The organism is Salinirubellus salinus (genome assembly GCF_025231485.1).
GTDB lineage: Archaea > Halobacteriota > Halobacteria > Halobacteriales > Haloarculaceae > Salinirubellus > Salinirubellus salinus.
In genome coordinates, this window is record NZ_CP104003.1 from 2,600,584 (window position 1) to 2,624,439 (window position 23,856).

34 protein-coding genes and 1 tRNA gene are annotated in these 23,856 nt (G+C 69.3%); 15 read left to right on the forward strand and 20 right to left on the reverse strand.

Annotated features, from left to right (window positions below; translation table 11 throughout):
- Positions 1–171 precede the first annotated feature (171 nt).
- The gene (locus tag N0B31_RS13825) at positions 172–1,950 is read left to right on the forward strand and encodes a PAS domain-containing sensor histidine kinase (RefSeq protein WP_260592212.1); all 1,779 of its coding nucleotides are present in this window, start codon (positions 172–174) and stop codon (positions 1,948–1,950) included.
- Here the strand turns inward: N0B31_RS13825 and N0B31_RS13830 are convergent.
- Positions 1,931–2,335, reverse strand: coding sequence for a RidA family protein (locus N0B31_RS13830; protein WP_260592213.1), 405 nt, complete (start codon positions 2,333–2,335; stop codon positions 1,931–1,933). The two genes, N0B31_RS13825 and N0B31_RS13830, sit on opposite strands and share 20 nt — an antisense overlap.
- Positions 2,336–2,421: 86 nt before the next feature.
- Between N0B31_RS13830 and N0B31_RS22675 the strand changes: the two genes are divergently transcribed.
- From N0B31_RS22675 to N0B31_RS13840, 3 genes are read left to right on the forward strand one after another with little or no spacing between them, the layout of a single operon-like run.
- Entirely contained in the window at positions 2,422–2,508 is an 87-nt protein-coding gene (locus N0B31_RS22675; protein WP_438271177.1) for a hypothetical protein, read from the forward strand.
- A gap of 2 nt (positions 2,509–2,510) precedes the next feature.
- Positions 2,511–3,296 (forward strand): DUF7089 family protein, encoded by a 786-nt coding sequence (locus N0B31_RS13835; RefSeq protein ID WP_260592214.1) that lies wholly within the window; start codon positions 2,511–2,513, stop codon positions 3,294–3,296.
- A 40-nt stretch (positions 3,297–3,336) separates the two neighbouring features.
- Positions 3,337–3,717 carry a hypothetical protein gene (locus tag N0B31_RS13840; RefSeq protein WP_260592215.1) on the forward strand — a complete coding sequence of 127 codons (381 nt, stop codon included), beginning with the start codon at positions 3,337–3,339 and terminating at the stop codon, positions 3,715–3,717.
- Between the two features lie 34 nt (positions 3,718–3,751).
- On the opposite strand, the gene N0B31_RS13845 is transcribed toward N0B31_RS13840, so the two are convergent.
- From N0B31_RS13845 to larB, 5 genes are all read right to left on the reverse strand, one after another.
- The gene (locus tag N0B31_RS13845) at positions 3,752–4,330 is read right to left on the reverse strand and encodes a DUF7090 family protein (protein WP_260592216.1); all 579 of its coding nucleotides are present in this window, start codon (positions 4,328–4,330) and stop codon (positions 3,752–3,754) included.
- Positions 4,331–4,386: 56 nt separating this feature from the next.
- A complete protein-coding gene (locus tag N0B31_RS13850) occupies positions 4,387–4,815 on the reverse strand; it encodes a DUF2391 family protein (RefSeq protein ID WP_260592217.1) in 429 nt (142 codons plus the stop codon).
- A 42-nt stretch (positions 4,816–4,857) separates the two neighbouring features.
- Complete coding sequence (locus tag N0B31_RS13855) at positions 4,858–5,157, reverse strand: GIY-YIG nuclease family protein (RefSeq protein ID WP_260592218.1); 300 nt, start codon at positions 5,155–5,157, stop codon at positions 4,858–4,860.
- A 69-nt stretch (positions 5,158–5,226) separates the two neighbouring features.
- Positions 5,227–5,382 (reverse strand): DUF7563 family protein, encoded by a 156-nt coding sequence (locus N0B31_RS22680; RefSeq protein ID WP_438271169.1) that lies wholly within the window; start codon positions 5,380–5,382, stop codon positions 5,227–5,229.
- Between the two features lie 109 nt (positions 5,383–5,491).
- Positions 5,492–6,268, reverse strand: a complete 777-nt coding sequence (gene larB / locus N0B31_RS13860) for a nickel pincer cofactor biosynthesis protein LarB (protein ID WP_260643992.1) — start codon at positions 6,266–6,268, stop codon at positions 5,492–5,494.
- Between the two features lie 298 nt (positions 6,269–6,566).
- Between larB and N0B31_RS13865 the strand changes: the two genes are divergently transcribed.
- Positions 6,567–6,734 carry a DUF1931 domain-containing protein gene (locus N0B31_RS13865; RefSeq protein ID WP_255198239.1) on the forward strand — a complete coding sequence of 56 codons (168 nt, stop codon included), beginning with the start codon at positions 6,567–6,569 and terminating at the stop codon, positions 6,732–6,734.
- A 58-nt stretch (positions 6,735–6,792) separates the two neighbouring features.
- On the opposite strand, the gene rpiA is transcribed toward N0B31_RS13865, so the two are convergent.
- Positions 6,793–7,500, reverse strand: coding sequence for a ribose-5-phosphate isomerase RpiA (gene rpiA / locus N0B31_RS13870; RefSeq protein WP_260592219.1), 708 nt, complete (start codon positions 7,498–7,500; stop codon positions 6,793–6,795).
- Positions 7,501–7,596: 96 nt separating this feature from the next.
- Here rpiA and glmM point away from each other — a divergent pair, with 96 nt between their 5' ends.
- Positions 7,597–8,907, forward strand: coding sequence for a phosphoglucosamine mutase (gene glmM / locus N0B31_RS13875; RefSeq protein ID WP_260592220.1), 1,311 nt, complete (start codon positions 7,597–7,599; stop codon positions 8,905–8,907).
- A gap of 28 nt (positions 8,908–8,935) precedes the next feature.
- Here glmM and N0B31_RS22685 read toward each other — a convergent pair whose 3' ends face one another.
- The 3 genes from N0B31_RS22685 to N0B31_RS13885 form a co-directional block, all read right to left on the reverse strand.
- Positions 8,936–9,094, reverse strand: coding sequence for a DUF7563 family protein (locus N0B31_RS22685; protein ID WP_438271170.1), 159 nt, complete (start codon positions 9,092–9,094; stop codon positions 8,936–8,938).
- Positions 9,095–9,360: 266 nt separating this feature from the next.
- On the reverse strand, positions 9,361–9,582 hold the full coding sequence (locus N0B31_RS13880) for a hypothetical protein (protein ID WP_260592221.1): 222 nt from the start codon (positions 9,580–9,582) through the stop codon (positions 9,361–9,363).
- Positions 9,583–9,636: 54 nt separating this feature from the next.
- The gene (locus N0B31_RS13885) at positions 9,637–11,607 is read right to left on the reverse strand and encodes a serine hydrolase domain-containing protein (RefSeq protein ID WP_260592222.1); all 1,971 of its coding nucleotides are present in this window, start codon (positions 11,605–11,607) and stop codon (positions 9,637–9,639) included.
- A 529-nt stretch (positions 11,608–12,136) separates the two neighbouring features.
- Between N0B31_RS13885 and N0B31_RS13890 the strand changes: the two genes are divergently transcribed.
- The 5 genes from N0B31_RS13890 (at position 12,137) to N0B31_RS13910 (ending at position 15,569) form a co-directional block, all read left to right on the forward strand.
- Positions 12,137–12,673, forward strand: a complete 537-nt coding sequence (locus N0B31_RS13890) for an amino acid-binding protein (RefSeq protein ID WP_260592223.1) — start codon at positions 12,137–12,139, stop codon at positions 12,671–12,673.
- On the forward strand, positions 12,670–13,626 hold the full coding sequence (locus N0B31_RS13895) for a homoserine dehydrogenase (RefSeq protein WP_260592224.1): 957 nt from the start codon (positions 12,670–12,672) through the stop codon (positions 13,624–13,626). Before N0B31_RS13890 ends, N0B31_RS13895 begins: the two co-directional genes overlap by 4 nt.
- A 164-nt stretch (positions 13,627–13,790) precedes the next feature.
- Positions 13,791–15,056, forward strand: a complete 1,266-nt coding sequence (tuf, locus tag N0B31_RS13900) for a translation elongation factor EF-1 subunit alpha (RefSeq protein WP_260592225.1) — start codon at positions 13,791–13,793, stop codon at positions 15,054–15,056.
- A 1-nt stretch (position 15,057) separates the two neighbouring features.
- Complete coding sequence (rpsJ, locus tag N0B31_RS13905; protein ID WP_260592226.1) at positions 15,058–15,366, forward strand: 30S ribosomal protein S10; 309 nt, start codon at positions 15,058–15,060, stop codon at positions 15,364–15,366.
- 131 nt (positions 15,367–15,497) lie between these two features.
- Positions 15,498–15,569: transfer RNA gene (locus tag N0B31_RS13910), tRNA-Ala, on the forward strand.
- Between the two features lie 235 nt (positions 15,570–15,804).
- Here N0B31_RS13910 and N0B31_RS13915 read toward each other — a convergent pair.
- On the reverse strand, positions 15,805–15,960 hold the full coding sequence (locus N0B31_RS13915; RefSeq protein WP_260592227.1) for a hypothetical protein: 156 nt from the start codon (positions 15,958–15,960) through the stop codon (positions 15,805–15,807).
- A gap of 59 nt (positions 15,961–16,019) precedes the next feature.
- Positions 16,020–16,163 carry a hypothetical protein gene (locus tag N0B31_RS13920; RefSeq protein ID WP_260592228.1) on the reverse strand — a complete coding sequence of 48 codons (144 nt, stop codon included), beginning with the start codon at positions 16,161–16,163 and terminating at the stop codon, positions 16,020–16,022.
- 153 nt (positions 16,164–16,316) lie between these two features.
- Between N0B31_RS13920 and N0B31_RS13925 the strand changes: the two genes are divergently transcribed.
- A complete protein-coding gene (locus N0B31_RS13925) occupies positions 16,317–16,760 on the forward strand; it encodes a peroxiredoxin (protein WP_260592229.1) in 444 nt (147 codons plus the stop codon).
- Between the two features lie 6 nt (positions 16,761–16,766).
- On the opposite strand, the gene N0B31_RS13930 is transcribed toward N0B31_RS13925, so the two are convergent.
- From N0B31_RS13930 to N0B31_RS13945, 4 genes are all read right to left on the reverse strand, one after another.
- Positions 16,767–16,976: a DUF8149 family protein gene (locus N0B31_RS13930; protein WP_260592230.1), complete on the reverse strand. Its 210-nt coding sequence runs from the start codon at positions 16,974–16,976 to the stop codon at positions 16,767–16,769.
- Between the two features lie 45 nt (positions 16,977–17,021).
- The gene (locus N0B31_RS13935; RefSeq protein ID WP_260592231.1) at positions 17,022–17,165 is read right to left on the reverse strand and encodes a hypothetical protein; all 144 of its coding nucleotides are present in this window, start codon (positions 17,163–17,165) and stop codon (positions 17,022–17,024) included.
- A gap of 67 nt (positions 17,166–17,232) precedes the next feature.
- Positions 17,233–17,370: a hypothetical protein gene (locus tag N0B31_RS13940; RefSeq protein WP_260592232.1), complete on the reverse strand. Its 138-nt coding sequence runs from the start codon at positions 17,368–17,370 to the stop codon at positions 17,233–17,235.
- On the reverse strand, positions 17,367–17,564 hold the full coding sequence (locus N0B31_RS13945) for a hypothetical protein (protein ID WP_260592233.1): 198 nt from the start codon (positions 17,562–17,564) through the stop codon (positions 17,367–17,369). Before N0B31_RS13945 ends, N0B31_RS13940 begins: the two co-directional genes overlap by 4 nt.
- A gap of 141 nt (positions 17,565–17,705) precedes the next feature.
- Here N0B31_RS13945 and N0B31_RS13950 point away from each other — a divergent pair, with 141 nt between their 5' ends.
- Positions 17,706–18,170: a pyridoxamine 5'-phosphate oxidase family protein gene (locus N0B31_RS13950; protein WP_260592234.1), complete on the forward strand. Its 465-nt coding sequence runs from the start codon at positions 17,706–17,708 to the stop codon at positions 18,168–18,170.
- On the opposite strand, the gene N0B31_RS13955 is transcribed toward N0B31_RS13950, so the two are convergent.
- The 4 genes from N0B31_RS13955 to N0B31_RS13970 are packed head-to-tail and all read right to left on the reverse strand — an operon-like array spanning position 18,167 to position 21,170.
- Positions 18,167–18,700, reverse strand: a complete 534-nt coding sequence (locus N0B31_RS13955) for an SRPBCC family protein (RefSeq protein ID WP_260592235.1) — start codon at positions 18,698–18,700, stop codon at positions 18,167–18,169. The genes N0B31_RS13950 and N0B31_RS13955 overlap by 4 nt on opposite strands.
- Before the next feature lie 57 nt (positions 18,701–18,757).
- Positions 18,758–19,504 (reverse strand): ABC transporter ATP-binding protein, encoded by a 747-nt coding sequence (locus N0B31_RS13960; protein ID WP_260592236.1) that lies wholly within the window; start codon positions 19,502–19,504, stop codon positions 18,758–18,760.
- Positions 19,501–20,295, reverse strand: a complete 795-nt coding sequence (locus N0B31_RS13965) for an ABC transporter ATP-binding protein (RefSeq protein WP_260592237.1) — start codon at positions 20,293–20,295, stop codon at positions 19,501–19,503. The genes N0B31_RS13960 and N0B31_RS13965 overlap by 4 nt, the downstream gene beginning before the upstream one ends.
- Positions 20,292–21,170 carry a branched-chain amino acid ABC transporter permease gene (locus N0B31_RS13970; RefSeq protein ID WP_260592238.1) on the reverse strand — a complete coding sequence of 293 codons (879 nt, stop codon included), beginning with the start codon at positions 21,168–21,170 and terminating at the stop codon, positions 20,292–20,294. The genes N0B31_RS13965 and N0B31_RS13970 overlap by 4 nt, the downstream gene beginning before the upstream one ends.
- 142 nt (positions 21,171–21,312) lie before the next feature.
- On the opposite strand from N0B31_RS13970, the gene N0B31_RS13975 reads away from it, so the two are divergent.
- Positions 21,313–22,659 (forward strand): ABC transporter substrate-binding protein, encoded by a 1,347-nt coding sequence (locus N0B31_RS13975; protein ID WP_260592239.1) that lies wholly within the window; start codon positions 21,313–21,315, stop codon positions 22,657–22,659.
- A 3-nt stretch (positions 22,660–22,662) separates the two neighbouring features.
- The gene (locus tag N0B31_RS13980; RefSeq protein ID WP_260592240.1) at positions 22,663–23,805 is read left to right on the forward strand and encodes a branched-chain amino acid ABC transporter permease; all 1,143 of its coding nucleotides are present in this window, start codon (positions 22,663–22,665) and stop codon (positions 23,803–23,805) included.
- The last annotated feature ends 51 nt before the right edge of the window (positions 23,806–23,856 follow it).

The window sequence follows — 23,856 nt, forward strand, 5'->3', positions numbered from 1 at the left end:
TGTCGAGTGGGTGCACGATGAGTCGAGCGGTGGCCCGGGGCCGGTCTTGGGACGCCAGCGGACGACTGTCCCTCGGTTCCGGGAGTTCGACCAATATAGATGACTCTCTGACGTGTCCCAGAGCCCTGGATAGCCCCAAAGAGATAGATACGGGCGCCGACACTGTCGTGCATGGACGCTGCGGAACTCGGGGGCGGCCGTGGGGAGCGTGACCGGAGCGAGCGACTGCTCGACCTGGTCCTCGAGACGGGAGCTGTCGTGGCGGCGGGGCTCGATACGGACCTGCGACACGAGTGGGTCCACAACCCGAACCCGGACCCGCCCGAGGCGGAGATACTCGGCAAGCGCGACGACGAACTCTACCCGCCGTCGGACGCCGACCCAACGATGGCGCTGAAGCGGGTGGCGCTGGAGGAGGACCGGCGCGTCGACCGGGAGTTCGTCTTCCAGAAGCCGTGGGGCCCCGTCGCCTACCGGGCGGCCGCCGAACCGACCCACGACGAGGCGGGCGAGCAGACCGGGGTGCTGTTCGCCGCGTTCGACCGCACCGAGCAGTACCAGTTGCTGGACCGGACCACCGACGGCGTCTACACGGTCGATCCGGACTGGCGGGTCACCTTCTGGAACGACACGATGGCCGAGCGGACGGGCGTCGAGGCGGAGACGGTGGTCGGCGAGCGGCTCTGGGACCAGTTCGGCGACACCATCCCGGCGACGCTGGCGGAGGCGTACCGCGGGGCGATGGCCACGGGCGAGCCGGTGGAACTGGAACAGTACGTCCCCGAGCCGTTCGACTACTGGGTCGAGGTGCGGGCGTTCCCCGGCGACGGAGGGATGACCGTGTTCTCGCGGGACGTGACCGAGACGGTCGAACGGACCCGCGAGCTGGAGCGACGGGAGTACCTGTTCGACGAGATGCAGGAGATCGCCGAGCTGGGCGTCTGGGAGTACGACCCCATCTCCGAGACGCTCTGGTGGTCCGACGGGATGTACCGGGTCCACGGGCTGGAGTCGACGGACGACCCACCGACCATCGAGGGGGCCATCGAGTGCTACCACCCGGACGACCGGCCCCGCGTCGAGGCAGCGTTCGAACGGGCCCTCGAGGACGGGACGGGCTACAGCCTCGACCTGCGGCTGGCGAACCCCGACGGCGGCGTGCGGGACGTCCGGAACCGGGCGGAGGCCGTCACCGAGCACGGTGAGGTCGTGCTCGTCCGGGGGACGATACAGGACATCACGGCGGTGAAGCGGACCGAGCGGAGCCTCCGCCAGCAGAACGAGCGGCTCGACGACTTCGTCGACCTCGTCGCCCACGACCTGCGGAACCCGCTGTCGGTCGCGACCGCGTTCACCGATATCGCCATCGAGGACGACAGCGTCGACGACCTCGACCGGGTCCAGGCCGCACTCGGCCGGATGGAGGACCTGCTGGAGGACGTGCTCACGGCTGCGCACGCCGGCCAGTCGCTCACCGAGACGGCGCCGATCGACGTCGCCGGGCTCGCCCGGTCGGCATGGGAGAACGTCGACACCAGCGACGCCGAGCTCCACGTCGAGGAGGGTATCGGCCAGGTCCAGGGAGAGTACGGCCGACTGCTCCGGCTGTTCGAGAACCTCGTCCGGAACGCCGTCGAACACGGCGCGACGAGCCCCGACGCGTCTGCGAGTCGGGACGCCGTCGAACACGGCGGGGGGGGTGTCACCGTGACGGTCGGCCCGCTCGCCGACGCGGTGGGGTTCTACGTCGCCGACGACGGCGTCGGTATCCCACCGAGTGAACGCGACCGGGTGTTCGAACGCGGCTACTCGACGAACCGCGAGGGGACGGGGTTCGGCCTCGCCATCGTCGCCGACGTGGTCGCGGTCCACGGCTGGACCGTCGAGGTGGCCGAGTCGGCCGACGGTGGCGCCCGATTCGAGATCACCGTCACGAACGGTCCGAGCTGAGCCCCTCGACGAGAGCCTCGCACTCCACCTCCACGCACAGTTCCGGGTCCACGAGCGCCGACACCTCCACCATCGTCGCGGCCGGGCGGGCCTCGCCGAAGAACTCCCCGTGGACCTCGCCGATGGCTTCCCAGTCCTCGATGTCGGTGACGTAGAGGCGGGTCCGGACCACGTCCTCGAGGCTCGCCCCGGCCGCCTCCAGCGCCCGCCCCACGTTCGAGAGCGCCCGTCTGGTCTGCTCGGCCGGCGTGCCGCCCACGACGTCGCCGTCCGCGTCCGTGGCGGTGGTCCCCGAGACGAGCACCCGGTCGCCGACGCGGACCGCCCGCGAGTAGCCGACCCGCGACTCCCACTCCGTGCCGGACGCGATGCGTGTCCGTTCCATACCCCGCCCGCGTCGGCCGTCGCCTTCCCCGTTGTGCCCCGACGCGAACTGAAGCACTTAACCCACCCCCGGCGGAACGCGGGGACATGAGCGACGCAACGAAGGTCGTACTCGGCACCGTCGGGGTGGCGGCGCTACTGGTACTCGTCATCGTACTCTCGCTGGCGCTGTAATCGTGTTCGAGCAGCGGGACCTCTCGCCGGCCCTGGAGGCGGTCCGCGAGCGGCACGCACCCGGCGCCCTCGTCCTCGACACGAAGGGCGACTTCGAGACGCTCCCGCCGGCGGTGGCCGAGAACCTCGGCCCGCTGGTGGAGGCGTTCGAACCGGTCGACTACGACCCCGTGTGGGTCCCCGAGTCGGCACCGGAACAGCTCCACCGCCTCGCCGGCGGCGAGTTCACGCTGGGCGCCCCGGGGGACGGCGGCGTCGCGTGGACCCGACAGACCCGCCCGCCCACCGTCTTCGTCAAGCCGCGGCTGGAGGGCTCGCCCGACGAGTTCGTCGAGTTCCTCGTCGCGGAGGCGCTCGTCGAGGCGGGCACCGACCTCCCCGAACAGTTCCTCGGGTTCTTCCGCGAGCGCTACCCGCCCCTCTGCGAGACGGGGCTCTCACCGGCGGACAGCTACCAGCTGGCGAACGCGCTGTACGACGCCTACGTCGGCCTCCACACCGTCGAGGTGTTCCGCGCGTGGGGGAGCGAGGACCCGGCGCTCACCTCGCTCCACGACGCGTGGCTGGACGCCGGCACGCGGCTCGAACCCCGGCTGGAGGGGCTGGCCGGCGAGGTGGCCCGCGGCGAGACGAGTTTCGCCGAGGCCGCCGAGCTGGCCTGTTCCGCGGTCAAACACGGCATCGAGCCGCCGACGCCGTTCGGCGCGCTGGCGACCGAGACGTACCGTGAACACGGGGCGGCGTTCGCACTCCGGTGGGCGGAGAAGACGCTCGACGCGCTCGCCTGAGCACCGGAAACTACTCGACGCCGGGGCCGCCGATACGGACGTGTCCCGCCCGTTCCGGCCACTCCTCGTGACCGTCCCGAGCGCCACCGCACAGACCACCTCGCCGACGGCCGTCCCGACGACCCCTCCCCCGGGTGACGACCCGTTCTCCGTCTCGTTCGTCGCCTCCCTCGTCGGCCTCTTCTTCGGCGGCGGACTCCTGCTCGCCGCCGGCAGTGGCCTCGTCTCGCTCGCGCTCGTCGAGCTGCTCGGACCGTTCGGCGACTGGACCCACCTCGCACTCCCGCTCCTGATCGTCGCGCCCCCGATAGCGGTGCTGGTGACCACCGCGTTCGCGAATCTCTTCATCAATTTCACCTACGCCGGGGCCGTCGTGGGTGCCGTGGTCGCGGGAATCCTGCTCCGACGGCGCTACCGGTGAGAGTGCCGGCTCCGTGGTCGGCCCCCCGGACCGCTCAGAACTCGCCGGTGACGGTCCCGTCGGCGTCGAGCGTGACGATCCCCTCGAACAGGTCGCGATACCCCTCCAGTACCTCGGGTTCGTGGACCTCCTCGGCGAGGTGGAAGAGGCCGACGGCGTCGTGGTCTCGCAGGAGGTCGAGGATGCGCTCGACGGCCTCGCGGGCGCGGTCCTCGTCGGCGTAGTAGGCCATCTCGGTGATGGAGTCGACGCTCACGCGGAGCTTGCCGTCGTGCGTCTCGAGGAACTGTCGTACCTGGTCGACGATGCCGTCGAGGTCGTCCGGGGCGGCGACGTAGTGGACGCGGTCCGACGAGCGCCGGGAGTAGCCCCGTTCGACCGAGAGCGTGTCGAGGATGACCGCGCGGTCCTCGTCGACGCCGTAGTGTTCGAGTTTCTGCTGGACCTCGCGGGCGGTGGTGCGCGTCGAGACGACCAGCAGGTGGTCGGTGTCCGTCTTGAGGAAGTCCGTGTCGATGCGGTCGGTCTCGCCGGTGCTCGGATGGACGAGCAGGATGCCCGTCCCGCCCGGGATGGTGTCCGGCGTGTTCTCAATGGCGAGTTCGTAGTCCATACCGGGACGGGGAGTGCGAGCGTCTTAAATTCCACACCCAGCGGGCGGCCGTCGGGTCAAAAGACGCTGTCGGCGGTGGCCGCGCCGACGACGGAGAAGATGGCGCCCACCGAGACGGCCTTTGCGGTGACGAGGACCTGATCGCGAGGGGCGACGTCGAAGTCGGCGAAGAACGTCGCCGGGGCATCGAACACCAGCGCGAGGACGAGGACGGAGCCGAACGAGACCACCATCAGCGAGAGGAACCGCAGGGGGATACCCGCTAGGTCGGTCTCCCGGTCCGGGTCGCGTTCGTCGGCCTTGTAGAGCGCGCCGTAGCCGATGCCGAAGACGATGGCCACGGCGAGGAGCAACTGCACCTCGTTCATGTTCGTCGCCAGCTGCCACACCTCCGCGGTCACGACGAACGGGCCGGCCAGCAGGAACCCACCGACCATCTGCTGGGCCACGTCGGCGGTCTTGAATCGGCGTGCCGGTCCGACCATACGGGCCGAGTCGGCGGGCAGGCCGTATAACGCTCCCGGCTGTCAGTCGAGCACCTCGGCCGGGAGGAGTCGTCGACCCGCGGCCACCCGGGCGCCCGTCACGAGCGACTCCTTCTCGGAGCGCGACAGCTGTTTCACCGCGTACTCGCGGGACATCGCCCCCGATTTCGTGTCGAACCGCTCGACGTGGACCAGTTCGACCGGGGTGCGCCCGCGGGTGTACTTCGCGCCCTCGCCCGTGTCGTGTTCGGCGACACGCCGGGCCGGGTCGGTGGTGTAGCCGGTGTAGAGCGTGTCGTCGGCACAGCGCAGCACGTAGACGTAGTGGTCGGCGTCGGACATCGCGGTCGCTCACCCCTTCGCGCGCCGTCAATAAGAGGGCACCCTGTGATTTAGACCCGATACCACGGTCTACGACCGTGTCTCGGACGCACGTTCCCTCGAGACCTCGGCGATCCCAGCGTTCGCAGAGCAGTTCGGACAGGCGTGAATCTGTCCCATTTCATCCGCGAACACCCGGGCGAAGCGGTCCGAGACGTGCGCCTCACAGTGATCACACCTGGGCATTCTAGCTGCCGACTCGGCGGTGCCTCGCCGGCACGTGACTATACGGCACGAACCATCATATAATCTCGCCATGGGGTATCCCCGGTAGGGGCCGGGCGCGTGCCGCGACTCAGACCTCGCTCACGTCGCGAGCGCGGGCGACCCCGCGAGCGACGAGGCCGGCCTGCGCCCCCGCGGTGAACCCCGCGTCGACGTTGACCACGGAGAGCGCCGTGCAGGACTGGAGCATCCCGACCAGCGCGGCCTCGCCGTCGCCGCCCGCCCCGTAGCCGTTCGAGACGGGGAGGCCGACGAGGGGCACGTCGACGAGCCCGGCGAGGACGGTCGGGAGCGCCCCCTCGCGACCGGCCGCGACGACGAGCACGTCCATCTCCCGGAGGGCCGGGAGCGCGTCGAACAGCCGGGCGATGCCGGCGACGCCCACGTCGTCGACGCGCCGGACCTCGAGTCCCATCTCGCGGACCACCGCGGCTGCCTCGCCGGCCGGCATCGCGTCCGAGGTGCCCGCGGTGACGACGCCGACGACGCCGTCGAGTTCGGGCGGTTCGTAGTCGGGGGCGTGGACGACCACGGTCAGCGCCCGCGGATCGTACTCGACGCCGACGGCGGGGTCGTGCTCCTCGGCGGCGCTCCGGACCGCCGCGGCCGTCGCCTCGTCCGCGCGGGTGACGAGCGCGTGGCCGGTCGTCTCGAGGGCGTCGGCCGCCAGCGCGGCGGTCTCGGCTGTCGTCTTGCCGTCGGCGAGCACCGCCTCGGGCACCCCACTCCGTGACTCGCGGGCGGCGTCGAACCGGCCCGCCTCCCCGGTCACGTAGCCGCCGAGGGCGGCCTCCGCGGCCGCCGCCGAGAGCTCACCCTCCGCGACGGCCTCCAGTACTCCGCGCAGGTCGCGGTCCGTCTCGTCCATGGCCGCCGGTCGCGGCCGACGGAGGTGTGCCTTCCGTCTCGTCCTGGCGGCGGCACGACGCGCGCGAGCGTCAGACGCTCGCGCGCGAGGTGGCCGACGAGCCGCGGTTGGGGCCGTGACTGGCCGATTCGGGGTGCCGATCGGCCCGTCGTCGGGCTGTCTATCAGGGTCGTTCACGCTCTCGACCCCCTCGAACCGGCCTAAACCCCCGCGAGAACCGGCGAGGACGCCCCTGAACGGGAACTATTATAAAGGGGGCTACTGTACGCCATCCCGTATGGCAGACCTGATCGTCAAGGCCGCTGTGAAGGAAGCGCTCGATGACATGAACGTCGCCTCGGACTTCTACGACGCGCTCGACGAGGAAGTCGCCGAGCTGCTCGAGGACGCCGCCCGGCGTGCCTCGGAGAACGACCGCAAGACGGTCCAGCCGCGCGACCTGTAAGCCGGTTAGACCCCCCAACTTTCTTTCGACGCCACCACCCGAGAGCCGCGCGGCTCGCCTACTCGTCGGTCCGTTCGAGCACGTCGACGCTGTCCTCGCGGCCGACGTACACCGCCGCCGTGCAGTCGACGAACAGGCCGTGTTCGACCACGCCCGCGAGCGCCGAGAGGTCGGCCGCCAGCGCCGCCGGGTCCGCGATGGACCCGAACGCGCAGTCGAGGACGAGGTTCCCGTTGTCCGTGACGACGGGGCCGTCCTTCCGCTCGGCGGCCCGGAGCGTCGGGTCGCCGCCGAGGTCGGCGAGGCGCGCCTCGACGACCGGTGCGGCGTCCGGGAGCACCTCGACGGGGACGGGGTGGTCCAGCGAGTCGGTACGCTTCGACGGGTCCGCGACGACGAGCAACCGGTCGGCGGCGGTGTCGACCACCTTCTCGCGAGCGTGGGCCGCGCCGCCACCCTTGACGAGGTGGAAGGGGCCGCCGTCGTCGCCACAGAACTGGTCGGCGCCGTCGATGGCGAGGTCCGGCGTGGCGTCGGCCAGCGTCACGAGGGGGATACCGGCCTCGCGGGCGACCTGCCGGGACTGGTGGGAGGTCGGGATGCCCGTCACGTCGAGGCCCGCGTCGACCGCCCGGCCGAGCACCCGGATGGCGTGGGCCGCGGTGCTCCCCGTCCCGAGGCCGACGACGTCACCGTCCTCGACGGCCTCGGCGGCGGCCTCGCCGGCCCGCCGCTTCGCCGCCTCGCTGCCCCCGTTCGACTTCATACTCGGCGGTGTCGCCCCGAGGACAAAAAGCGGGTGGGACTCCCACGGGGTCGCCGGACCGCCCACGCTTTTCCCGTCGGTCACCGTGTCTCCGCTATGTTCGGAACCAGCGGCATCCGCGGCCCCGTCGGCGAGACGGTGACGGCCGACCTCGCGCTCTCGGTCGGGCGGGCGCTCGGCGTCGACGCCGACCGGGTCGTCGTCGGCCGCGACCCCCGAGAGAGCGGCGAACTCCTCGGCGACGCGCTGACGGCGGGCCTGCGCGAGCAGGGGACCGACGTAATCGACGTCGGGCTGGCAGCCACGCCGACCGTCGCCCGCGCCGTCGCGTGGGAGGACGCCGACGCGGGCGTGAGTCTCACGGCCAGTCACAACCCCGCCGAGGACAACGGCATCAAGCTCTGGCAGCCCTCCGGCCAGGCGTTCGACGGGCCGATGCAGGACGAGATGACCGAACGCGTGCAGGCGGCCGACTGGGAGCTCCAGCCGTGGGACGGCCTCGGGACGCGTGAACGGACGTCGGCGACCGAGCGCCACGTCCAGACGCTCGTCGACCGGGTCGACCTCGACCGGCCGCTGTCGGTCGTCGTCGACCTCGGGAACGGCGCGGGCGGGGTCGGGCCGGCCGCGCTCTCGCGGCTCGGCTGCGAGGTGGAGACGCTGAACGCCCAGCCCGACGGCTCGTTCCCCGGCCGACCCTCCGAGCCGACGCCGGAGAACTGCGAGTCGCTGGCGACGCTGGTGCGCGAGGGGGACGCCGACCTCGGCATCGCGCACGACGGCGACGCCGACCGGATGCGTGCGGTGGCCGGCGACGGCACCTACCTCTCGGGCGACGTGCTGCTGGCGGTGCTGGCGGGGGCGGCCGTCGAGTCGGGCGACCGGGTCGCCGTCCCGGTCGACACCAGCCTCGCCGTCGAGGACTACCTCGCCGAGCGCGGCGCGAGCGTCGAGCGGACCCCCGTCGGAGACGTGTACGTCGCCGCGGCGGTCGCCGAGGGGGCGGCGTTCGGCGGCGAGCCCAGTGGGTCGTGGATCTGGGGGACCGAGACGCTCTGTCCGGACGGGCCGCTGGCGGCGGTGAAACTGGTCGAACTCGCCGCCGAGCGACCGCTCGCCGACCGGGCGGCAGCGGTGCCGGACTACCCCATCCGGCGGGCGAACGTCGAGACGGACGCGAAGGCGGCGGTGATGGAATCGGTGACTTCGCGCGTGCGCGAGGACTACGACGACGTGACGACGATGGACGGGGTCCGCATCGGCACCGACGACGGGTGGTTCCTCGTCCGGGCCTCGGGGACCCAGCCGATGGTCCGGGTGACCGCGGAGGCACGCGAGGCCGAGCGGACGGACGCGCTGTTCGAGACGGCGCGGTCGCTGGTCGAGGCGGCGGTGGAGGAGAACTGAGCGGGAGAGACCAGAGCGGCCGGGACGTTCAGGTGCGTCGTGTCGAACGGGCCTGCCGAACGCTGGCACCGTCGCGTATCTTGTCCTCACACTTGGGACAGACCCGAGGGTCCTCGACGCCGTTTGGTGTGAAGACTCGTGCGTAGGCACTCGTCACGAAAGCTCCACAGTTCTGGCACTCCGGCATACAACGAACGATGGAGCGACGGAACATAATGATACCGTGGTAAGAAGGCACACGACACGGGGTTTCGGGGACGTAGCGGCGCGCTACCGGCAATGGAAGCCGGGAATCCCGGCGACACCGGTGAGGGACACTCTCCGACACGTGACCGGGGAACCGCCTCGAACCGACCGTTCGTCCACCTGCAGTGTCACGAACCGCGAGGGTCACCGGCTCCGGACCGGGGGGTGCCCGCCACCGCTGTGGCCCCACCTCGCCAGCGCGGCCGCTCAGAGCGGGAGGAACCGCTCGTAGAGGTCGTCGATCTGTTCGTTGAACCGCTCGCCGTCGCCGCCCCACGGGTTCCGGCTGAAGTAGTACGCCGAGGCGAGGACGACGGCGATGGTGACCGAGAGTCGGGGGAGCGCGACGCTGAGCGAGAACGCCGTGAAGCCCGCGATGAGCCCGGAGACGACGATATCGACCACCTGATAGGCGAAGGCCTTGGCCATGGTGCTCGTTCGGCTGGGGTGGGTTTGGTTCTCGTGGTTCCGGGCGCGTCCCGGCTACAGGGGCACCACCCGGAGCAGGTACAGTTGCCACGCGAACAGGAGCGCGACGAGCGTCACGGCCGCGTAGTGGACCCGGAGCGGCCGGGTCCAGTAGCCCTCGCGCCACGCGAGGCCGGCCGCACCGACGGCGGCGACCGTCCCAGCGAGGGCGACGTAGCGGAGCACCTTGCCCGCCTGCAGCGCGAGCGACGGGGACGCGGCCTCCGCGTCGAAGTTGAGCCACGCGAGCAGGAAGACCACCAGCACGACGAGCCACAGCAGACTCACCGCGCCGAGGAGGCCTCTGGCGGCACGCTCGCCCTCGCTCGGGGGGTCGCGGTCGCGGAGCCGTCGCCACGCGAACCCACCGACCCAGAGTGCGAGGACGGAGGCGAACGCCACCACTCCGGCGCCGACGACGCCCTGTAACACGGCCAGCGACTCGTAACACGGCACTCGCTCGTAGGTCGACGGGGCGAACGCGTCGCGGAACAGGTGGGTCGCTCGGCCGTCGTCGTCGAACCGGAAGACGAGCGTGTCGCTCCCGCCGCGTTCCTCGTAGACGCCGGGGCGACGTTCGACCCACGTCCGGGTCTCCTCCCCGAGCCGTCGGGTCGTGAGGGAGCCGTCGTCGGTCGCCCCGACCGTGTACGTCCGCGTCGTGACGCCGAGCAGGCGCTCCCACGACGACTCGGAGATGGTCAGCGAGCGGTAGTCACCGGCCAGCGCCGCGGCCCGCTCGGCGGCCCCGGCCGGTGGTTCGACGAGGGGGTCGTCGGAGCGCGGGTAGTAGCGGTCGACGAACGCGTCGAGGAACTTGAAACTTGCCGCGTGGCCGCCGGGCGCGTTGTAGACGACGAACAGGCCGACGTCGCGCTCGGGGAACAGCGCGAGCAGACTCCGGAACCGCGGGGTGGTCCCCCAGTGGCCGACGATACGCTCGTCGTTCCGGTCCATCTCGATGAAGCCGTAGGCCATCCCGTTGAGTTCGGGGACGGCCGTCGACCGCGCGACGTGTCGGCGGTGCATCTCCGCGACCGAGTCGGGAGAGAGGATCCGGGCGTCGTCGACGGTCCCGTCGTTCAGGTGGGCCTGCGCGAACCGGCCCATGTCCGTCGCGGTCGTCCGGAGCGAGCCGCCCTCGGGCGGCAGCGTCCACACCACCGGGTCGTGGGGCTGGTACGAGCCGTCCACGTACGTGTAGCCGATGGCTCGCCGCGGTTCGAGGCGGTCGGACAGCGGCTGTGCGTACGTGGTGTCGGTCATGCCGAGCGGGGTGAAGATGCGCTCGTCGACGTACTCGACGAACGTCGTGTCGTACTGCTCCGCGAGGACGTGGCCCGCGAGGGCGGTGCCGTAGTTCGAGTAGGCGACGAACTCGCCCGGCGGCCGGACACGGGCGGGTCGCTGGGCCGCGAGGGTCGCCTCCATCGACCGGATGGCGGCCGGGTCGTCCGCGACCATCCCGGTGAAGACGTCCTCGAAGCCCGCCGTGTGGGTCCCGAGGTGTTCGAGCGTGACGGGCCGCGGGTAGGTCTCGGGCACCGAGACCGCCGAGTCGGTCAGGTAGTCGTTCACGTCACGGTCGAGGGCGAGGCGGCCGTCCTCGACGCCCTGCATCACGGCCGTCCACGTCACGAGTTTGCCGGTGGAGCCGATGCTGAAGACGGTCGTCTCCGCGTCGACCGGGCGCTCGGCCTCGAGATCGGCGTAGCCGTACCCCTTCGCGAGGAGCGTCTCGTTCCCCCGGACGAGGACGACGGCGGCCCCCGGAACGTGATGTCGTTCGAGCTGGTCGGCGACCGTCTCGTCGACCCAGCGTTCGAGGCCGGCACGGTCGTCGAGGCCCGGTGCGTCGAGTTGCGCGGCCGCGGAGGCAGGGGACGAGCCACCGGGGTCCGGAACTCCGGCGAGGACGGGGGCGCTCACGAGGGCGAGGACGAGCGTCAGGACGACGGCGAGGCGTAGGGGGTGCTGGGAACTCATCGGGGGACTCCTCCTGGAGGGTTGTCGGCGCAGACGCCGGGACTCGACGGGCGGCCGTGTGCCCGACCGGTCGACGAGCGGGGGTAAGCGAGGTGGGCGTATGAATGCAGAGACCGGTTCTCAGTCGGTGAGAGCGGCCGCGTGCGTCGTGTGAGCGGCCGCGACGCCGGTCCCGAGGAGGAGGGTGCAGACGGCGAGAGCGAGCGTGGACCGGCGCATTCGGCGGCACTCGGTCGGGACGGGACAAGAGCGTTCCCCGAGCGGGGCGGTGCTGTGCGGTCGCAGTGTGGTCCAGCGCACCCACCACCGTCGGACTCGCTCCGCTCGTCCAACGAGAATCGCGAACTCTCCGAGTTCGCTCACCCGCGCCGAGCGCAGCGAGGCGCGCAGTTTTGGTCCAGTTTTTGCGAGGAGCGGTTCACGAGCGCAGCGAGCGAACCCGACGAGCAAAAACTGGAAGATGGGTTTATTATACACTCGGTGCCCTCACACCGACCATGAGCGAGTGCCGAACGACGGAGGGGCGGCCGTGAGCGACGCCACGAGCGACGCGGTCCGTGCGTACACGGTCCGCCTCGAACTGGTAGACGAACCGGGCGAACTCCTGCGGGCGCTCGAACCCATCGCGGCGAACGGGGGGAACCTGCTCTCGATCTTCCACGAGCGCGGCAACCTCACCCCGCGGGGGCACATCCCCGTGGAGGTGGACCTCGAGGCGACGCCCGACCGCTTCGAGGCGGTCGTGGCGGCGCTGCGGGAGGCCGGCGTGAACGTCATCCAGGCCGGCGCCGAGCGCTACAGCGAGGAGGTCACGGTGTTGCTGGTGGGCCACCTCGTCGAGACGGACCTCTCGGACACGCTCTCGCGTATCGAGCACTGCGGGTCGGCGAGCGTCGCCGACGTCTCGCTGACCGCGCCGGACGGCACCGACGAGGTGTCGGCCGCGCGCATCCGGCTGGTCGCCCACTCAGAGGGGACCGACCGGGCGCTGCAGACGGTCCGCGAGGTGGCCGCGGAGAAGGACCTCAGGCTGGTCGAACCGCTGACCGTGGGGGCAGAGGCGTGAAGGACGCTCGCCTCGCGGTCGTCGGGTGCGGTGCCGTCGGCCGGTCGGTGCTGGAACTGGCCGGCGAGTACGGCCACCGCGTCGTGGCCGTCGCGGACTCGTCCAGCGCGGCCGTCGACGCCGACGGACTGGACGCGGAGGCCGTCCTCGAGCGCAAGTCCGCTCGAGGTATCGTCGGCGACGCCGACCCCGACGCGGTGTTCGACGCACCCTACGACGTGCTCGTGGAGGTGTCACCGACGACGCTCGGTGACGCCGAACCCGGCTTCTCGCACGTGAAGCGGGCCCTGGAGGCCGACCGGCACGTCGTCCTCGCGAACAAGGGTCCCGTCGCGGAGCGCTACGACGACCTGCGCGAGCTGGAGGCCGCCTCGGCGGGGAGCGTGCGCTTCGAGGCCACCGTCGGCGGGGCTATCCCGGCGCTCTCGACCATCGACGACCTGGACCCGGGGCACGTCACCGCGGTCCGTGGCATCCTGAACGGCACGGCGAACTTCGTCCTCTCGCGGATGGCCGCGGAGGGGCTGGACTACGAACACGTCCTCGCCGAGGCGCAGGACCTCGGCGTGGCGGAGGCGGACCCCTCGTTCGACGTGGAGGGGACGGACGCGGCGCTGAAGTGTGTCATCCTCGCGAACGTACTACACGGCGGCGGGTACACGCTCGCAGACGCGGACGTGGACGGTATCGAGGACATCCCGGGGTCGGCGCTGGACCTCGCGAGCGAGGACGGCCGCACGGTCCGTCTCGTCGGCGAGGTGTCTGGTGGCGAGGTGCGGGTCGGACCGCGGCTGGTCCCGCAGAACGGCACGCTGGCGGTGTCGGGGACGATGAACATCGTGCAGATCGAGACGGAACACGCCGGGCCGCTGGCGATCTCGGGGCACGGTGCGGGCGGTCCAGAGACCGCGAGCGCGGTGCTGGCGGACGTGGGGCGACTGCCGCGGCTGTAGGGGCCGGCGCCCCTCGCCGGCCTCGACCGTGCGCCGGCGTGCCGTGCGGTGGCGTGACGTGCCAACGGGGCCGTTCGCGCCGGATTTCGCCCTCCGTATCGAAATCGTTTTACGGAAATCGGGCTAGACTCTCCGATACAGCGCATTCCGCGCGTGAGAAACCAATGGCTGACAAACCCCACCAGAACCTGGCCGTCATCGGCCACGTCGACCACGGGAAGAGTACGATGGTCGGGCGACTCCTGTTCGAGACAGGGTCCGTCCCCGAGCACGTCATCGAGCAGTACCGAGAGGAGGCCGAGGAGAAGGGCAAGGGCGGCTTCGAGTTCGCCTACGTCATGGACAACCTCGCCGAAGAGCGTGAGCGCGGTGTAACGATCGACATCGCCCACCAGGAGTTCGACACCGACGAGTACTACTTCACCATCGTCGACTGTCCGGGCCACCGCGACTTCGTCAAGAACATGATCACTGGCGCGAGCCAGGCCGACAACGCGGTGCTCGTCGTCGCGGCCGACGACGGTGTCCAGCCGCAGACCCAGGAGCACGTCTTCCTCGCCCGCACGCTGGGCATCGACGAGCTCATCATCGCGGTCAACAAGATGGACCTCGTCGACTACGACGAGAGCCGCTACAAGGAGACCGTCGAGGAGGTCACGAAGCTCCTGAAGCAGGTCCGCTTCAACACGGACGACGCGAGCTTCGTCCCCACCTCGGCCTTCGAGGGCGACAACGTCTCCGAGAAGTCCGAGAACACGTCGTGGTACGACGGCCCCACCCTGCTGCAGGCGCTCAACAACCTGCCGGAGCCGCAGCCGCCGACGGACGCGCCGCTGCGCCTCCCCATCCAGGACGTCTACACCATCTCCGGCATCGGTACGGTCCCGGTCGGCCGCATCGAGACCGGGACGATGAGCCCGGGCGACAACGTGTCGTTCCAGCCGTCGGACGTCGGTGGCGAGGTCAAGACCATCGAGATGCACCACGAGGAGGTCGACCACGCGGGTCCCGGTGACAACGTCGGGTTCAACGTCCGTGGCGTCGGCAAGGACGACATCCGCCGCGGTGACGTCTGTGGCCCGGCCGACGACCCGCCGAAGGTCGCCGAGACGTTCCAGGCCCAGATCGTCGTGATGCAGCACCCGTCGGTCATCACGGCCGGCTACACGCCGGTCTTCCACGCCCACACGGCGCAGGTCGCGTGTACCATCGAGTCCATCGACAAGAAACTGGACCCGGCCTCGGGTGAGGTCGCCGAGGAGAACCCGGACTTCATCCAGTCCGGCGACGCCGCGGTCGTCACCGTCCGCCCGCAGAAGCCGATCAGCCTGGAGCCGTCCTCCGAGATTCCGGAGCTCGGTTCCTTCGCCGTCCGCGACATGGGCCAGACCATCGCGGCCGGGAAGGTCCTGAGCGTCAACGAGCGATAAGATGCAACAGGCACGCGTCCGCCTCGCGGGGACCAGCCCGCAGGACCTGGATACGATCTGCGGCGACGTCCGCGACATCGCGGAGAAGACGGGCGTCCAGCTCAGCGGCCCGGTGCCGCTGCCCACGAAGCACCTCGAGGTGCCGACCCGCAAGTCCCCCGACGGTGAGGGGACCGCGACGTGGGAACACTGGGAGATGCGCGTCCACAAGCGTCTGATCGACATCGACGCCGACGAACGCGCGCTCCGCCAGCTGATGCGGATCCAGGTTCCCAACGACGTCTCCATCGAGATCGTCCTGGAAGATTAGTCGGGTCGGCCGACCGATCTCCGAGCGGGACTGGAAAACGCGGGGCTCCCGGACGCGCCTCTCACGCGCGGTCTTCGTGCGTGGTGCAAGACCGGAAGCTACAAACACGCGTCACTGTTACGACGCACTGCGGGCTCGTAGATCAGCGGCAGATCGCTTCCTTCGCAAGGAAGAGGCCCTGGGTTCAAATCCCAGCGAGTCCACTTCCCTTCGCTCACTTCGTTCGCTCCGGTCAGTGGACTCGCTGACCCTCGCGAACGCTCCGCGTTCGCTCAGTCCCAGCGAGTCCACACCGATTCGTACTTCTGCTCCGGTCAGTGGGGTCGCTGCACGCAGCAGGAGAGCTGGTGGACCGCCGCGTCCGGTCGCGTCGCGGTCGCCGAGCGTCCGACGGAGAGGTGGTGCAGAGCGCCCCCGAGTACCGACCGGGCGAGGGAGTCAGGTCGCACCCGGCGGCCGCAGCACGGTGACGCTGATGGCGTACACCGCACCGCAGTCACAGTGCAGGTCGGTCGAGCACCCCGACAGTTCCTCCGCGGTCGGGGGTTCGAGTTCGTGATCGGTCTCACAGGGACACTCCCAGTGCAGGCGCATGCCTGAGAAAATTCAGCCTCGATGATAAGTTTGGCGCTGGTCGCGACCGGCCGCGACGGTCACACCTCGTACGTGGCGATCTCGCCGGAGCCACAGACCGGACAGCCGACCGCGGTCGTCTCGACGTTCGTCCCGCAGTCCCGGCACTCCCGGAACGGGCGGGGGTCGTCGGCCGCGAGCACCCGTTTCAGCCGTCGGATCATACCCCACGAGAGCAGTGGCACCCACAAATAGCTCTCCGGACCGGGTCGAAAGTGAAAACCGGGTGACTGCGTGGGCCTCGGCGGGCGGCGTCTGCCGGACGTCAGACGTTCCGAGACCCGAACGGGTATTCCGGTGGCCGGCGACGGGAGAGTATGCTCGACGTAGGCGACGCGGCACCCGAGGTCAGCGCACAGAACCAGCACGGCGAGACCGTCACACCCGGCTTCGAGAAGCCGACGGTAGTGTACTTCTACCCCAAGGACTTCACCGGCGGGTGTACCATCGAGGCCAACGAGTTCGAGGACGCCCTGCCGGAGTTCCGCGACGCGGACATCGACGTGTACGGCGTCTCGATGGACGACGTGGAGACCCACGCCGACTTCGCCGAGGAGGAGGGGCTCTCGTTCGACCTGCTGGCCGACACGGACGGCGAGGTGGCCGCGGCGTTCGGGCTCGACACCAGCGAGGGGTACACCTCGCGGCTGACGTTCGTCCTGTACGGTGGCGAGGTGGTGGCGACGTACGACCCCGAACTGGCGGACCCCTCGGGGCACGCTCGTGAGGTACTGGAGGAGACGCGCGAGGCGTACGTCTAGGCGGGCTCAGGCGTCGTCCTCGAGGAGGCCCATGTCCTCGGCGACGAGGTCGGCCAGTCGGTCGGCGACCGTGGGGTCGACGCGGGCGTGTTCCGCCCCGTCGTGACGCGTCTCGTTGTGTTTCTCGAGGCGCTCGGCGAGTTCGTCGAGCGGCACGCGGGCCTCGGTACCGCACTCCTCGCAGACGATGGGGACGCCCGATTGCTCAGTCGGCATACCAGCCGAGAGCGGGCGGCGGCTCTTAGCCCCGGCGGTCCGCGCTCAGAGCAGCGAGATGAACCCGAGGATGTCCACGAACAGCACGTACGCGATGACGAGGGCGGCCGCGAGTATCAGGAGCTTGATGCCGAGCGGGAGTCCGTCCGTGTCGTCGGTGCCGGCCGTCGTCGTCGGTTCGGTCGTCATGTACCCCCGTACGGCGGGGCCCCTCAAGGGGATACGGCCCGTTCCCAGGTCGTGGGAACGACCCGGTTCAGAACAGGCGAGCGGTCGGCGTCCCACAGCGCCCGCAGACTGCCGCGCGGGTCCCCTTGTACTCGCCGGCGGCCACCGGCCCCTCGCAGAACGGGCAGGCGGAGCCGGCGAGGCGGTCCAGCAACTCCTCGTTCATCCGGCGGCCTCCACGTCCACGTCGGCGTCGGCGTCGCCCTCCTCGGACGGGAGGTCCGGGCCCCCCGTCGCGTCCGCGGGACGACCCTCCGTCTCGTCCTCGTCCGGCGTGAGGATGTGTGGGGTCCGCCGTCGCGGTGGCGTCTCGACGAAGCGCTTGATGCGCCGCAGGTCCCGGTCGGTCAACCCGGCCATGTCCTTCGCTGGGCGGGGCCCCCATAGGTGGGTTGCTATGTCGACACTAGGGACCTACCGAGGGCTGCCGAGCGGTGGGGAACGAGGCGGAGCAGGGGGGAGACGCGCGGTATTAAACCGGTCGCGGGCGTAGTAGACGACGTGTTCCCCGTCAGCGGCGACTGGACGGCGGCCCAGACCGAGGCCTACCTCACGGAGCGTCGCATTCCGATCAGACTCGCCTGTCGGACCCCGAACGGCGGGCTGTGGATGCTCTCGCTCTGGTACATCCTGCGAGACGGGGCGCTCCACTGTGCGACCGGCGCCAGCGCGGACGTGGTCCGGTACCTCCGGGCGGACCCGGGCGTCGCCTTCGAGGTGTCGGACAACGAACCGCCGTACTGCGGGGTACGCGGTGCCGGGCAGGTGACCCTCGAGCCGGACGAGGACAAGGAACTCCTGCGTGAGCTGATGGAGCGGTACCTCGGCGGGACCGACCACAGCCTCGGGCAGCGACTCCTCCAGCCGGAGCGCGAGGAGGTCCACCTCCGCATCGAACCCGAGCGGGCCTACACGTGGGACTTCGGCGAGCGGATGGCCGACGTCGTCGCGGAGGCGGACGACTAGAGCGGCAGCGACGACGGCATCCGGTGGACGGTGTAGCCCACCTCCCGGTGTGCGCCCTCCAGTTCGTTGGCGACGCCCGACAGCAACGCCTCACACTCGCGGACGACGACGGGGCGGATCCGCTCCAGCAACCGCCCGAGCGGTAACACGCGGGTGACGCGGTGGCCGCGGATGGAGGTGGGGTCGAACTCCACGCGCAGGCCGAGTTCCGTCCCGACCTCGTGGGCGGCGGGCACCTCCGAGGGAGCGAGTTCGGCCATCGTCCAGTACCCCTTCGCCCGCACGTCCTCGGTGGTCCGCCACTCGATGCGCTCGTACGGCTCGGCCGCGGTCACGCGCGACGCGGAGGTCCACGAGAGCTTCCACCACGAGAGCGTGATGTGGTAGACGGTGCCCGGCCCGCCGTCCCCGGTCTGTTCGACCCCCTCCAGGTGTGGCGAGTACTCGCTGGCCCCCTCGTACCCCTGGATGAACTCGTACACGTCCCGCGGCGGCACGTACAGGTGTGTACTGGCCTCGATAGCGTCCACACCGGAGAGGAGGTGCGGCACGTCGATAAAGCTTCAGCAGGGGGCGTCGCTGGCCGACTAATCTGTGCTGGCGGGCTCCCCGCCCTGCCCGCTCTCGCCGCCGACCGAGAGGTACTCCTCGAGGAGCTCCTCGTTGTCCTCTAACTCCTCGATGGTACCCTCCCACGCGTTGGCGCCCTTCTCGATGATGTAGGCGCGCTCGGAGAGGTTGAGCGCGAAATCCACGTTCTGCTCGGTGATGAGCACGGTCACGTCCTCGCTGACGACCTCCTCGAACACGTCACGGAGGTCGTCGACGATGACGGGCGCGAGCCCCTCGGTCGGCTCGTCGAGCAACAGGAGGTCGGGATTCTGGACGAGCGCCCGCGAGACGGAGAGCATCTGCTGCTCGCCACCGGAGAGGTTCCGGCCCTTGTTCTCCTGCAGCTCCTCGAGTTTCGGGAACACCTCGAACATGTCCTCGATCGGCCGCGGGTCGACGGCCGAGTCGTGAGCCACCTGCAGGTTCTCCATCACGGTCAGCGTGGGGAAGATACGGCGGTCCTCCGGGACGAGTTTGATTCCCTTCTTGGAGATGTCGTCGACGGAACTCGAGGAGATGTCCTCCCCGCGGAACTCGATGGTACCCTCGCGCCGCGGGACGGTACCGGTGATGGTACGCAGGGTGGTTGTCTTGCCCGCCCCGTTCCGGCCGAGCAGGGCGACGACTTCGTTCTGTTCGATCTCGATATCCAGGTCGAAGACGACGTGGCTGTTCCCGTAGTAGGAGTTCACGTCCTCTAGCGTGAGTATGGGTTCGCTCATTGTGCTTCACTCCCGAGGTACGCCTCGCGAACGCGTTCGTTGGCCATCACTTCTTCCGGGGTCCCCTCGGCGATGAGGGACCCGCCGTCGAGGACGAGGATGCGGTCGGAGATGCCGAGGACGACCTCCATGTCGTGCTCGGTGAGCACGAACGTCGTGTCGGTCTCCTTGTCGAGCTCGCGCACCAGGTCGACCATCTTCCGGGTCTCCGTGGCGTTCATCCCGGCGGTCGGCTCGTCCAGCAGGACGACCGAGGGGTCGGTCGCCAGCGCCAGCGCGATCTCGACCTTCCGCTTGTCGCCGTGCGAGAGATTATCGCACTTCTTGTCGGCGAACTCCTCGAGTCGCGTGAGTTCGATGATTCGGTCGACCCCTTCGTTCAGCTCGGGGTCCGCCGTCGCGATGGCACGGAGGTCGTTCGTCCGGCCGTCCCGCGAGATGCGGGCGATGCGGATGTTGTCCCGCACCGTCAGCCCGTCGAACACGTTGTTGATCTGGTAGGCACGGGCGAGACCGAGTCGGTTGATGATGTACGGTTCCTTCCCCGTTATCTCGACGAGACCGTCCTCGTCTGTCTCGATGTCGGCCCCCTCGCGCGGGCGGAGTCGGATGCTCCCGGAGGTGGGCTTCAGCTGACCAGCCAACATCGTGTAGAACGTGGTCTTGCCGGCTCCGTTCGGGCCGATGATGCTCGTGATCTCGTCGTCGTCGATGGAGACGGTGACGTCGTCGTTGGCGACGAGGAGCCCGAACTCCCGGCGGAGCTCCTTCGTCTCGAGCACGGTCGTCATGCGTTCGCCCCCCCGAAGAGCCCCTCCGGACGAAACAGCAACACGAGAATCATCGCGACGAACGGGAACAGCTCCCCGGCCCCGGCGATGACTAGGCTCCCCAGCGCGACGAGCAGGCCGATGAGGTACGCGCCCACGAACGCACCGGTGAACGAGCCCAGCCCACCGATGACGACGACGACGAAGGCGTTGATGATGACCTGGTTACCCAGCTCCGGGGAGACCGACTGGAGCGGGGCAGCTAGTGCACCACCGATACCCGCGAGCACACAGCCGACGAAGAAGACGCCGGTGTAGAGCCGCGGGACGTTGATGCCGAGCAGCTGTGCCATGTCACGGTCCGAGGACGTGGCACGGACGACGCGACCGATGTTGGTCGTCCGGAGGACGACGAACAGTCCGGCGAGCACGAGGACGGACATCAGGATGACGAACGCTCGGTAGCCCGGGATGGACAGGCCGGCGGGCAGGTCGAGCGAGAACTGGAGTATCGCCGGCCCGTCGACCGACCTCGATCCCGAACCGAAGATGGTTCTGATCACGTCGGTCAGGATGAGCACGAACGCGAACGTCAACAGGAGTTGGTCCAGTTCCGGTCGGTCGTATATCCGGCGGATGAACCCCGCCTCCAGCGCGATGCCGACCACCCCCACGGCCAGTCCCGCGAGGATGACGCCGAGCCAGAAGCTCCCGACGGCACTCTCTATCGTCACGATGCCGACGTAGGCCCCGATCATGAACAGGGCCCCGTGGGCGAAGTTCAAAATCTCCAGTACCCCGAAGATCAGGCTCAGGCCAACCGCCACGAGGAAGAGGCGGCTCCCGATACTGAGGCCAGTCACTATCTGGTCCCCTACCAGGCCAATGTCTACCATACCGTGCAGGTCATACACGGTCCGATTAAGTCTTCCGGAGGGGGCGCCGTAGTTGCAGGTCACCTCGATTCGAATTAAAGTTGAGGCCGGTTATACTTGGGGAAGATATAAGCCAAAGACCCCCATTGGGACCCAACGAGCCATGTCGAACAATGACAATAGTCGGGGAAGCAGCGGAACGAACCGACGACGCTTCCTCGCTGGTGCGGGGGCGGCGTCGGTCGCTGGACTCGCGGGGTGTCTGGACAGTATCACTGGGGGCAGCGGTGGAGAAGGTCCCATCAGGCTGGGCGGCGTCTATCTCCTCTCCGGCGTCGCGGAGGCGCTCGGGGCGGCCTCGGCGGCGGCCGCGGAGGTCGCCGTGGACGTCATCAACGAGAACGGTGGAATCCTCGACCGCGAGGTCGAGATCCAGTTCCGTGACCACGGACAGAACCCCCAGCAGCAGATTCGCAGTCTGGTCCAGGAAGAGAACGTCGACGCGATGCTCGGGCTGACCTCCTCGGGTGTGACGCTGGCCTCGGGGCCGACCATCGAGCAACTGGGCGTGCCGTTCACACTGACCGACATCGGGACGCCGTTCCCGACGGAACACGACGTCGACACGTACGGCGACTACTACGAGGACGAGAACGGTACCGCCGCCGGGATCCCCAACCTGTTCCGGACGAACGCCAACACCTCTACCACCACCTACGGGATAGCCAAGTGGGCAGCGGACAACCTCGACGCGACCCGTGTGGCCAACATCGGGCCCGACTACGCCTACGGGACCCAGACGTGGGACTACTTCAAGGCGTACTCCGACGGGCTCGGCGCGGACTACGAGTACGTCGAGAGCGTGTTCCCGAGTCTCGGGGCCTCGGACATGACTCCGCAGATCAACCAGGTGCTCAACGCGGACCCGGACATCGTGTTCACCTCCTTCTGGGCGGGGGACGTCACCACCTTCGTCGGGCAGGCCGTGGAACAGGGGCTGTTCGAGCAGGTCGACGACGTGTTCGACACCATCGGGGCCGACCCGACCGTGTTCAGCGCACTCGGTGACACGATGCCCGAGGGGTTCCACTACTCGGGCTGGTACTGGCACTCGGCCTACGACAACGAGAACAACCAGCGGTTCCTCGATGCGTACGCGGACGCCTACGAGGACGACAGCGAGACCATCAGCATCCCCTCGTTCACCGGCGGGAGCACGTGGGCGGCCGTCTTCATCTACAAGCAGGCGATGGAGGCCGCCGGCAGCACGAACCCGGACGACGTCATCTCCGAGATGGAGGGACTCACGTTCGCGGAGGACCCGCGAGGGTCCATCACGTTGGACGCGGACAGCCACCAGGCGACCGCCCCGATGGTCATCGGCGAGACCAGCCGGGACGACGACGTCCCCTACGACGGCGTCGGTCTGACGAACACCGAGACGTACACCCTAGACCGGAGCACCGCGACCGACCTGCTCGAGGGGAGCGATCTCCCGCCGGGCGTCTAAGCGATGAGTGTCGGAGCCAGAGAACGCCTGCTCGAGGGCGGACGCACGAACGTGGTGTTGGCAGTCTTGGCTGTGCTGGCGATCGTCGCCCCGTTCGTCATCGGGTCGTTCCAGACGGCGCTGTTGGCTGAGATACTGATGCTGGCCGTGTTCGCCACGGCGTTCAACCTCCTGTACGGATATACGGGGCTGCTCTCGTTCGGCCACGCGATGTTCGTCGCAACGGCGGCCTACGTGGTCGCGAAGGTGTTCAGGATGGTCGGCCCGGAGCTCGGGCTGGGTGCGTTCGGCGGGCTCGAGGTGCTGGCGACGCTCGTCGTCGCCATCCTGCTCGGGACGCTCTTCACGACGCTGCTGGCGGTCGGAATCGGCTACCTCAGCGTCCAGCTCACGGAGATCTACTTCGCGATGATCACGCTGTCGTTCAGCATGGCGATCTACGTGATCTTCAACCAGGACATCCTCCAGCAGCTCGCGGAGGCGGCCGGGCTGAGCGGTCTGGCGGGGCTGGTCGAGACGAACGGCTCCGACGGGCTCACCATCTCGTTCAACGCACTGGGTGAGATCGACCTGTTTGGATTCACCTTCCAGCTCGTCGACATCACCAACTTCATCGCGGTCTACTTCGTCAGCCTGATCCTGTTCGTGCTGACGATGTACGCGATGTGGCGCGTCGTCAACTCCCCGTTCGGGATGACCTGCAAGGCCATCCGCGAGAACCCGGGGAGGGCCGAGGCGCTCGGTATCGACGTCACCCGTCACTCCTGGAAGACGTTCATCCTCAGCGGTGGGTTCTCCGGCGTCGCCGGGTCGATGATCGCCGTCATCCAGAGCGGTGCGCTGCCGAACCTGGCCTACTGGTCGTTCTCCGCCGAGCCGGTCATCATGACCGTCATCGGCGGGCCGACCTACTTCATCGGCCCCGTGCTGGGCGCGTTCACCTTCAGGTACCTGCGGTGGACCATCGACGCCCTCGGGTTCGGTGCCAACTGGCAGTTCCTCTTCGGGACGCTCCTGCTCGTCGTCGTCCTGTTCGCACAGGGCGGGGTCGCCGGAGCCCTCACCCGCGTCCGAGACCGGATTCTCGGCGGGGGGGGAGAGGATTCCGTGCCGGAGGCCGACCCGACCGTCGAGAGTTCGGACTGAGCGGTCACATCGCACCTCCCTCCGTTCGTCTCCTCCTGCGACCCTCTACTG

Excerpts from the sequence above, each read along its gene's own strand:
- N0B31_RS13825 (WP_260592212.1), top strand. The coding sequence starts at position 172 with ATGGACGCTGCGGAACTCGGGGGCGGCCGTGGGGAGCGTGACCGGAGC.
- N0B31_RS13830 (WP_260592213.1), bottom strand. The coding sequence starts at position 2,335 with ATGGAACGGACACGCATCGCGTCCGGCACGGAGTGGGAGTCGCGGGTC.
- N0B31_RS22675 (WP_438271177.1), top strand. The coding sequence starts at position 2,422 with ATGAGCGACGCAACGAAGGTCGTACTCGGCACCGTCGGGGTGGCGGCG.
- N0B31_RS13845 (WP_260592216.1), bottom strand. The coding sequence starts at position 4,330 with ATGGACTACGAACTCGCCATTGAGAACACGCCGGACACCATCCCGGGC.
- N0B31_RS13850 (WP_260592217.1), bottom strand. The coding sequence starts at position 4,815 with ATGGTCGGACCGGCACGCCGATTCAAGACCGCCGACGTGGCCCAGCAG.
- N0B31_RS13855 (WP_260592218.1), bottom strand. The coding sequence starts at position 5,157 with ATGTCCGACGCCGACCACTACGTCTACGTGCTGCGCTGTGCCGACGAC.
- N0B31_RS22680 (WP_438271169.1), bottom strand. The coding sequence starts at position 5,382 with ATGCCCAGGTGTGATCACTGTGAGGCGCACGTCTCGGACCGCTTCGCC.
- N0B31_RS13865 (WP_255198239.1), top strand. The coding sequence starts at position 6,567 with ATGGCAGACCTGATCGTCAAGGCCGCTGTGAAGGAAGCGCTCGATGAC.
- rpiA (WP_260592219.1), bottom strand. The coding sequence starts at position 7,500 with ATGAAGTCGAACGGGGGCAGCGAGGCGGCGAAGCGGCGGGCCGGCGAG.
- glmM (WP_260592220.1), top strand. The coding sequence starts at position 7,597 with ATGTTCGGAACCAGCGGCATCCGCGGCCCCGTCGGCGAGACGGTGACG.
- N0B31_RS22685 (WP_438271170.1), bottom strand. The coding sequence starts at position 9,094 with ATGCCGGAGTGCCAGAACTGTGGAGCTTTCGTGACGAGTGCCTACGCA.
- N0B31_RS13880 (WP_260592221.1), bottom strand. The coding sequence starts at position 9,582 with ATGGCCAAGGCCTTCGCCTATCAGGTGGTCGATATCGTCGTCTCCGGG.
- N0B31_RS13885 (WP_260592222.1), bottom strand. The coding sequence starts at position 11,607 with ATGAGTTCCCAGCACCCCCTACGCCTCGCCGTCGTCCTGACGCTCGTC.
- tuf (WP_260592225.1), top strand. The coding sequence starts at position 13,791 with ATGGCTGACAAACCCCACCAGAACCTGGCCGTCATCGGCCACGTCGAC.
- rpsJ (WP_260592226.1), top strand. The coding sequence starts at position 15,058 with ATGCAACAGGCACGCGTCCGCCTCGCGGGGACCAGCCCGCAGGACCTG.
- N0B31_RS13915 (WP_260592227.1), bottom strand. The coding sequence starts at position 15,960 with ATGCGCCTGCACTGGGAGTGTCCCTGTGAGACCGATCACGAACTCGAA.
- N0B31_RS13920 (WP_260592228.1), bottom strand. The coding sequence starts at position 16,163 with ATGATCCGACGGCTGAAACGGGTGCTCGCGGCCGACGACCCCCGCCCG.
- N0B31_RS13925 (WP_260592229.1), top strand. The coding sequence starts at position 16,317 with ATGCTCGACGTAGGCGACGCGGCACCCGAGGTCAGCGCACAGAACCAG.
- N0B31_RS13930 (WP_260592230.1), bottom strand. The coding sequence starts at position 16,976 with ATGCCGACTGAGCAATCGGGCGTCCCCATCGTCTGCGAGGAGTGCGGT.
- N0B31_RS13935 (WP_260592231.1), bottom strand. The coding sequence starts at position 17,165 with ATGACGACCGAACCGACGACGACGGCCGGCACCGACGACACGGACGGA.
- N0B31_RS13940 (WP_260592232.1), bottom strand. The coding sequence starts at position 17,370 with ATGAACGAGGAGTTGCTGGACCGCCTCGCCGGCTCCGCCTGCCCGTTC.
- N0B31_RS13945 (WP_260592233.1), bottom strand. The coding sequence starts at position 17,564 with ATGGCCGGGTTGACCGACCGGGACCTGCGGCGCATCAAGCGCTTCGTC.
- N0B31_RS13960 (WP_260592236.1), bottom strand. The coding sequence starts at position 19,504 with ATGAGCGAACCCATACTCACGCTAGAGGACGTGAACTCCTACTACGGG.
- N0B31_RS13965 (WP_260592237.1), bottom strand. The coding sequence starts at position 20,295 with ATGACGACCGTGCTCGAGACGAAGGAGCTCCGCCGGGAGTTCGGGCTC.
- N0B31_RS13970 (WP_260592238.1), bottom strand. The coding sequence starts at position 21,170 with ATGGTAGACATTGGCCTGGTAGGGGACCAGATAGTGACTGGCCTCAGT.
- N0B31_RS13975 (WP_260592239.1), top strand. The coding sequence starts at position 21,313 with ATGTCGAACAATGACAATAGTCGGGGAAGCAGCGGAACGAACCGACGA.
- N0B31_RS13980 (WP_260592240.1), top strand. The coding sequence starts at position 22,663 with ATGAGTGTCGGAGCCAGAGAACGCCTGCTCGAGGGCGGACGCACGAAC.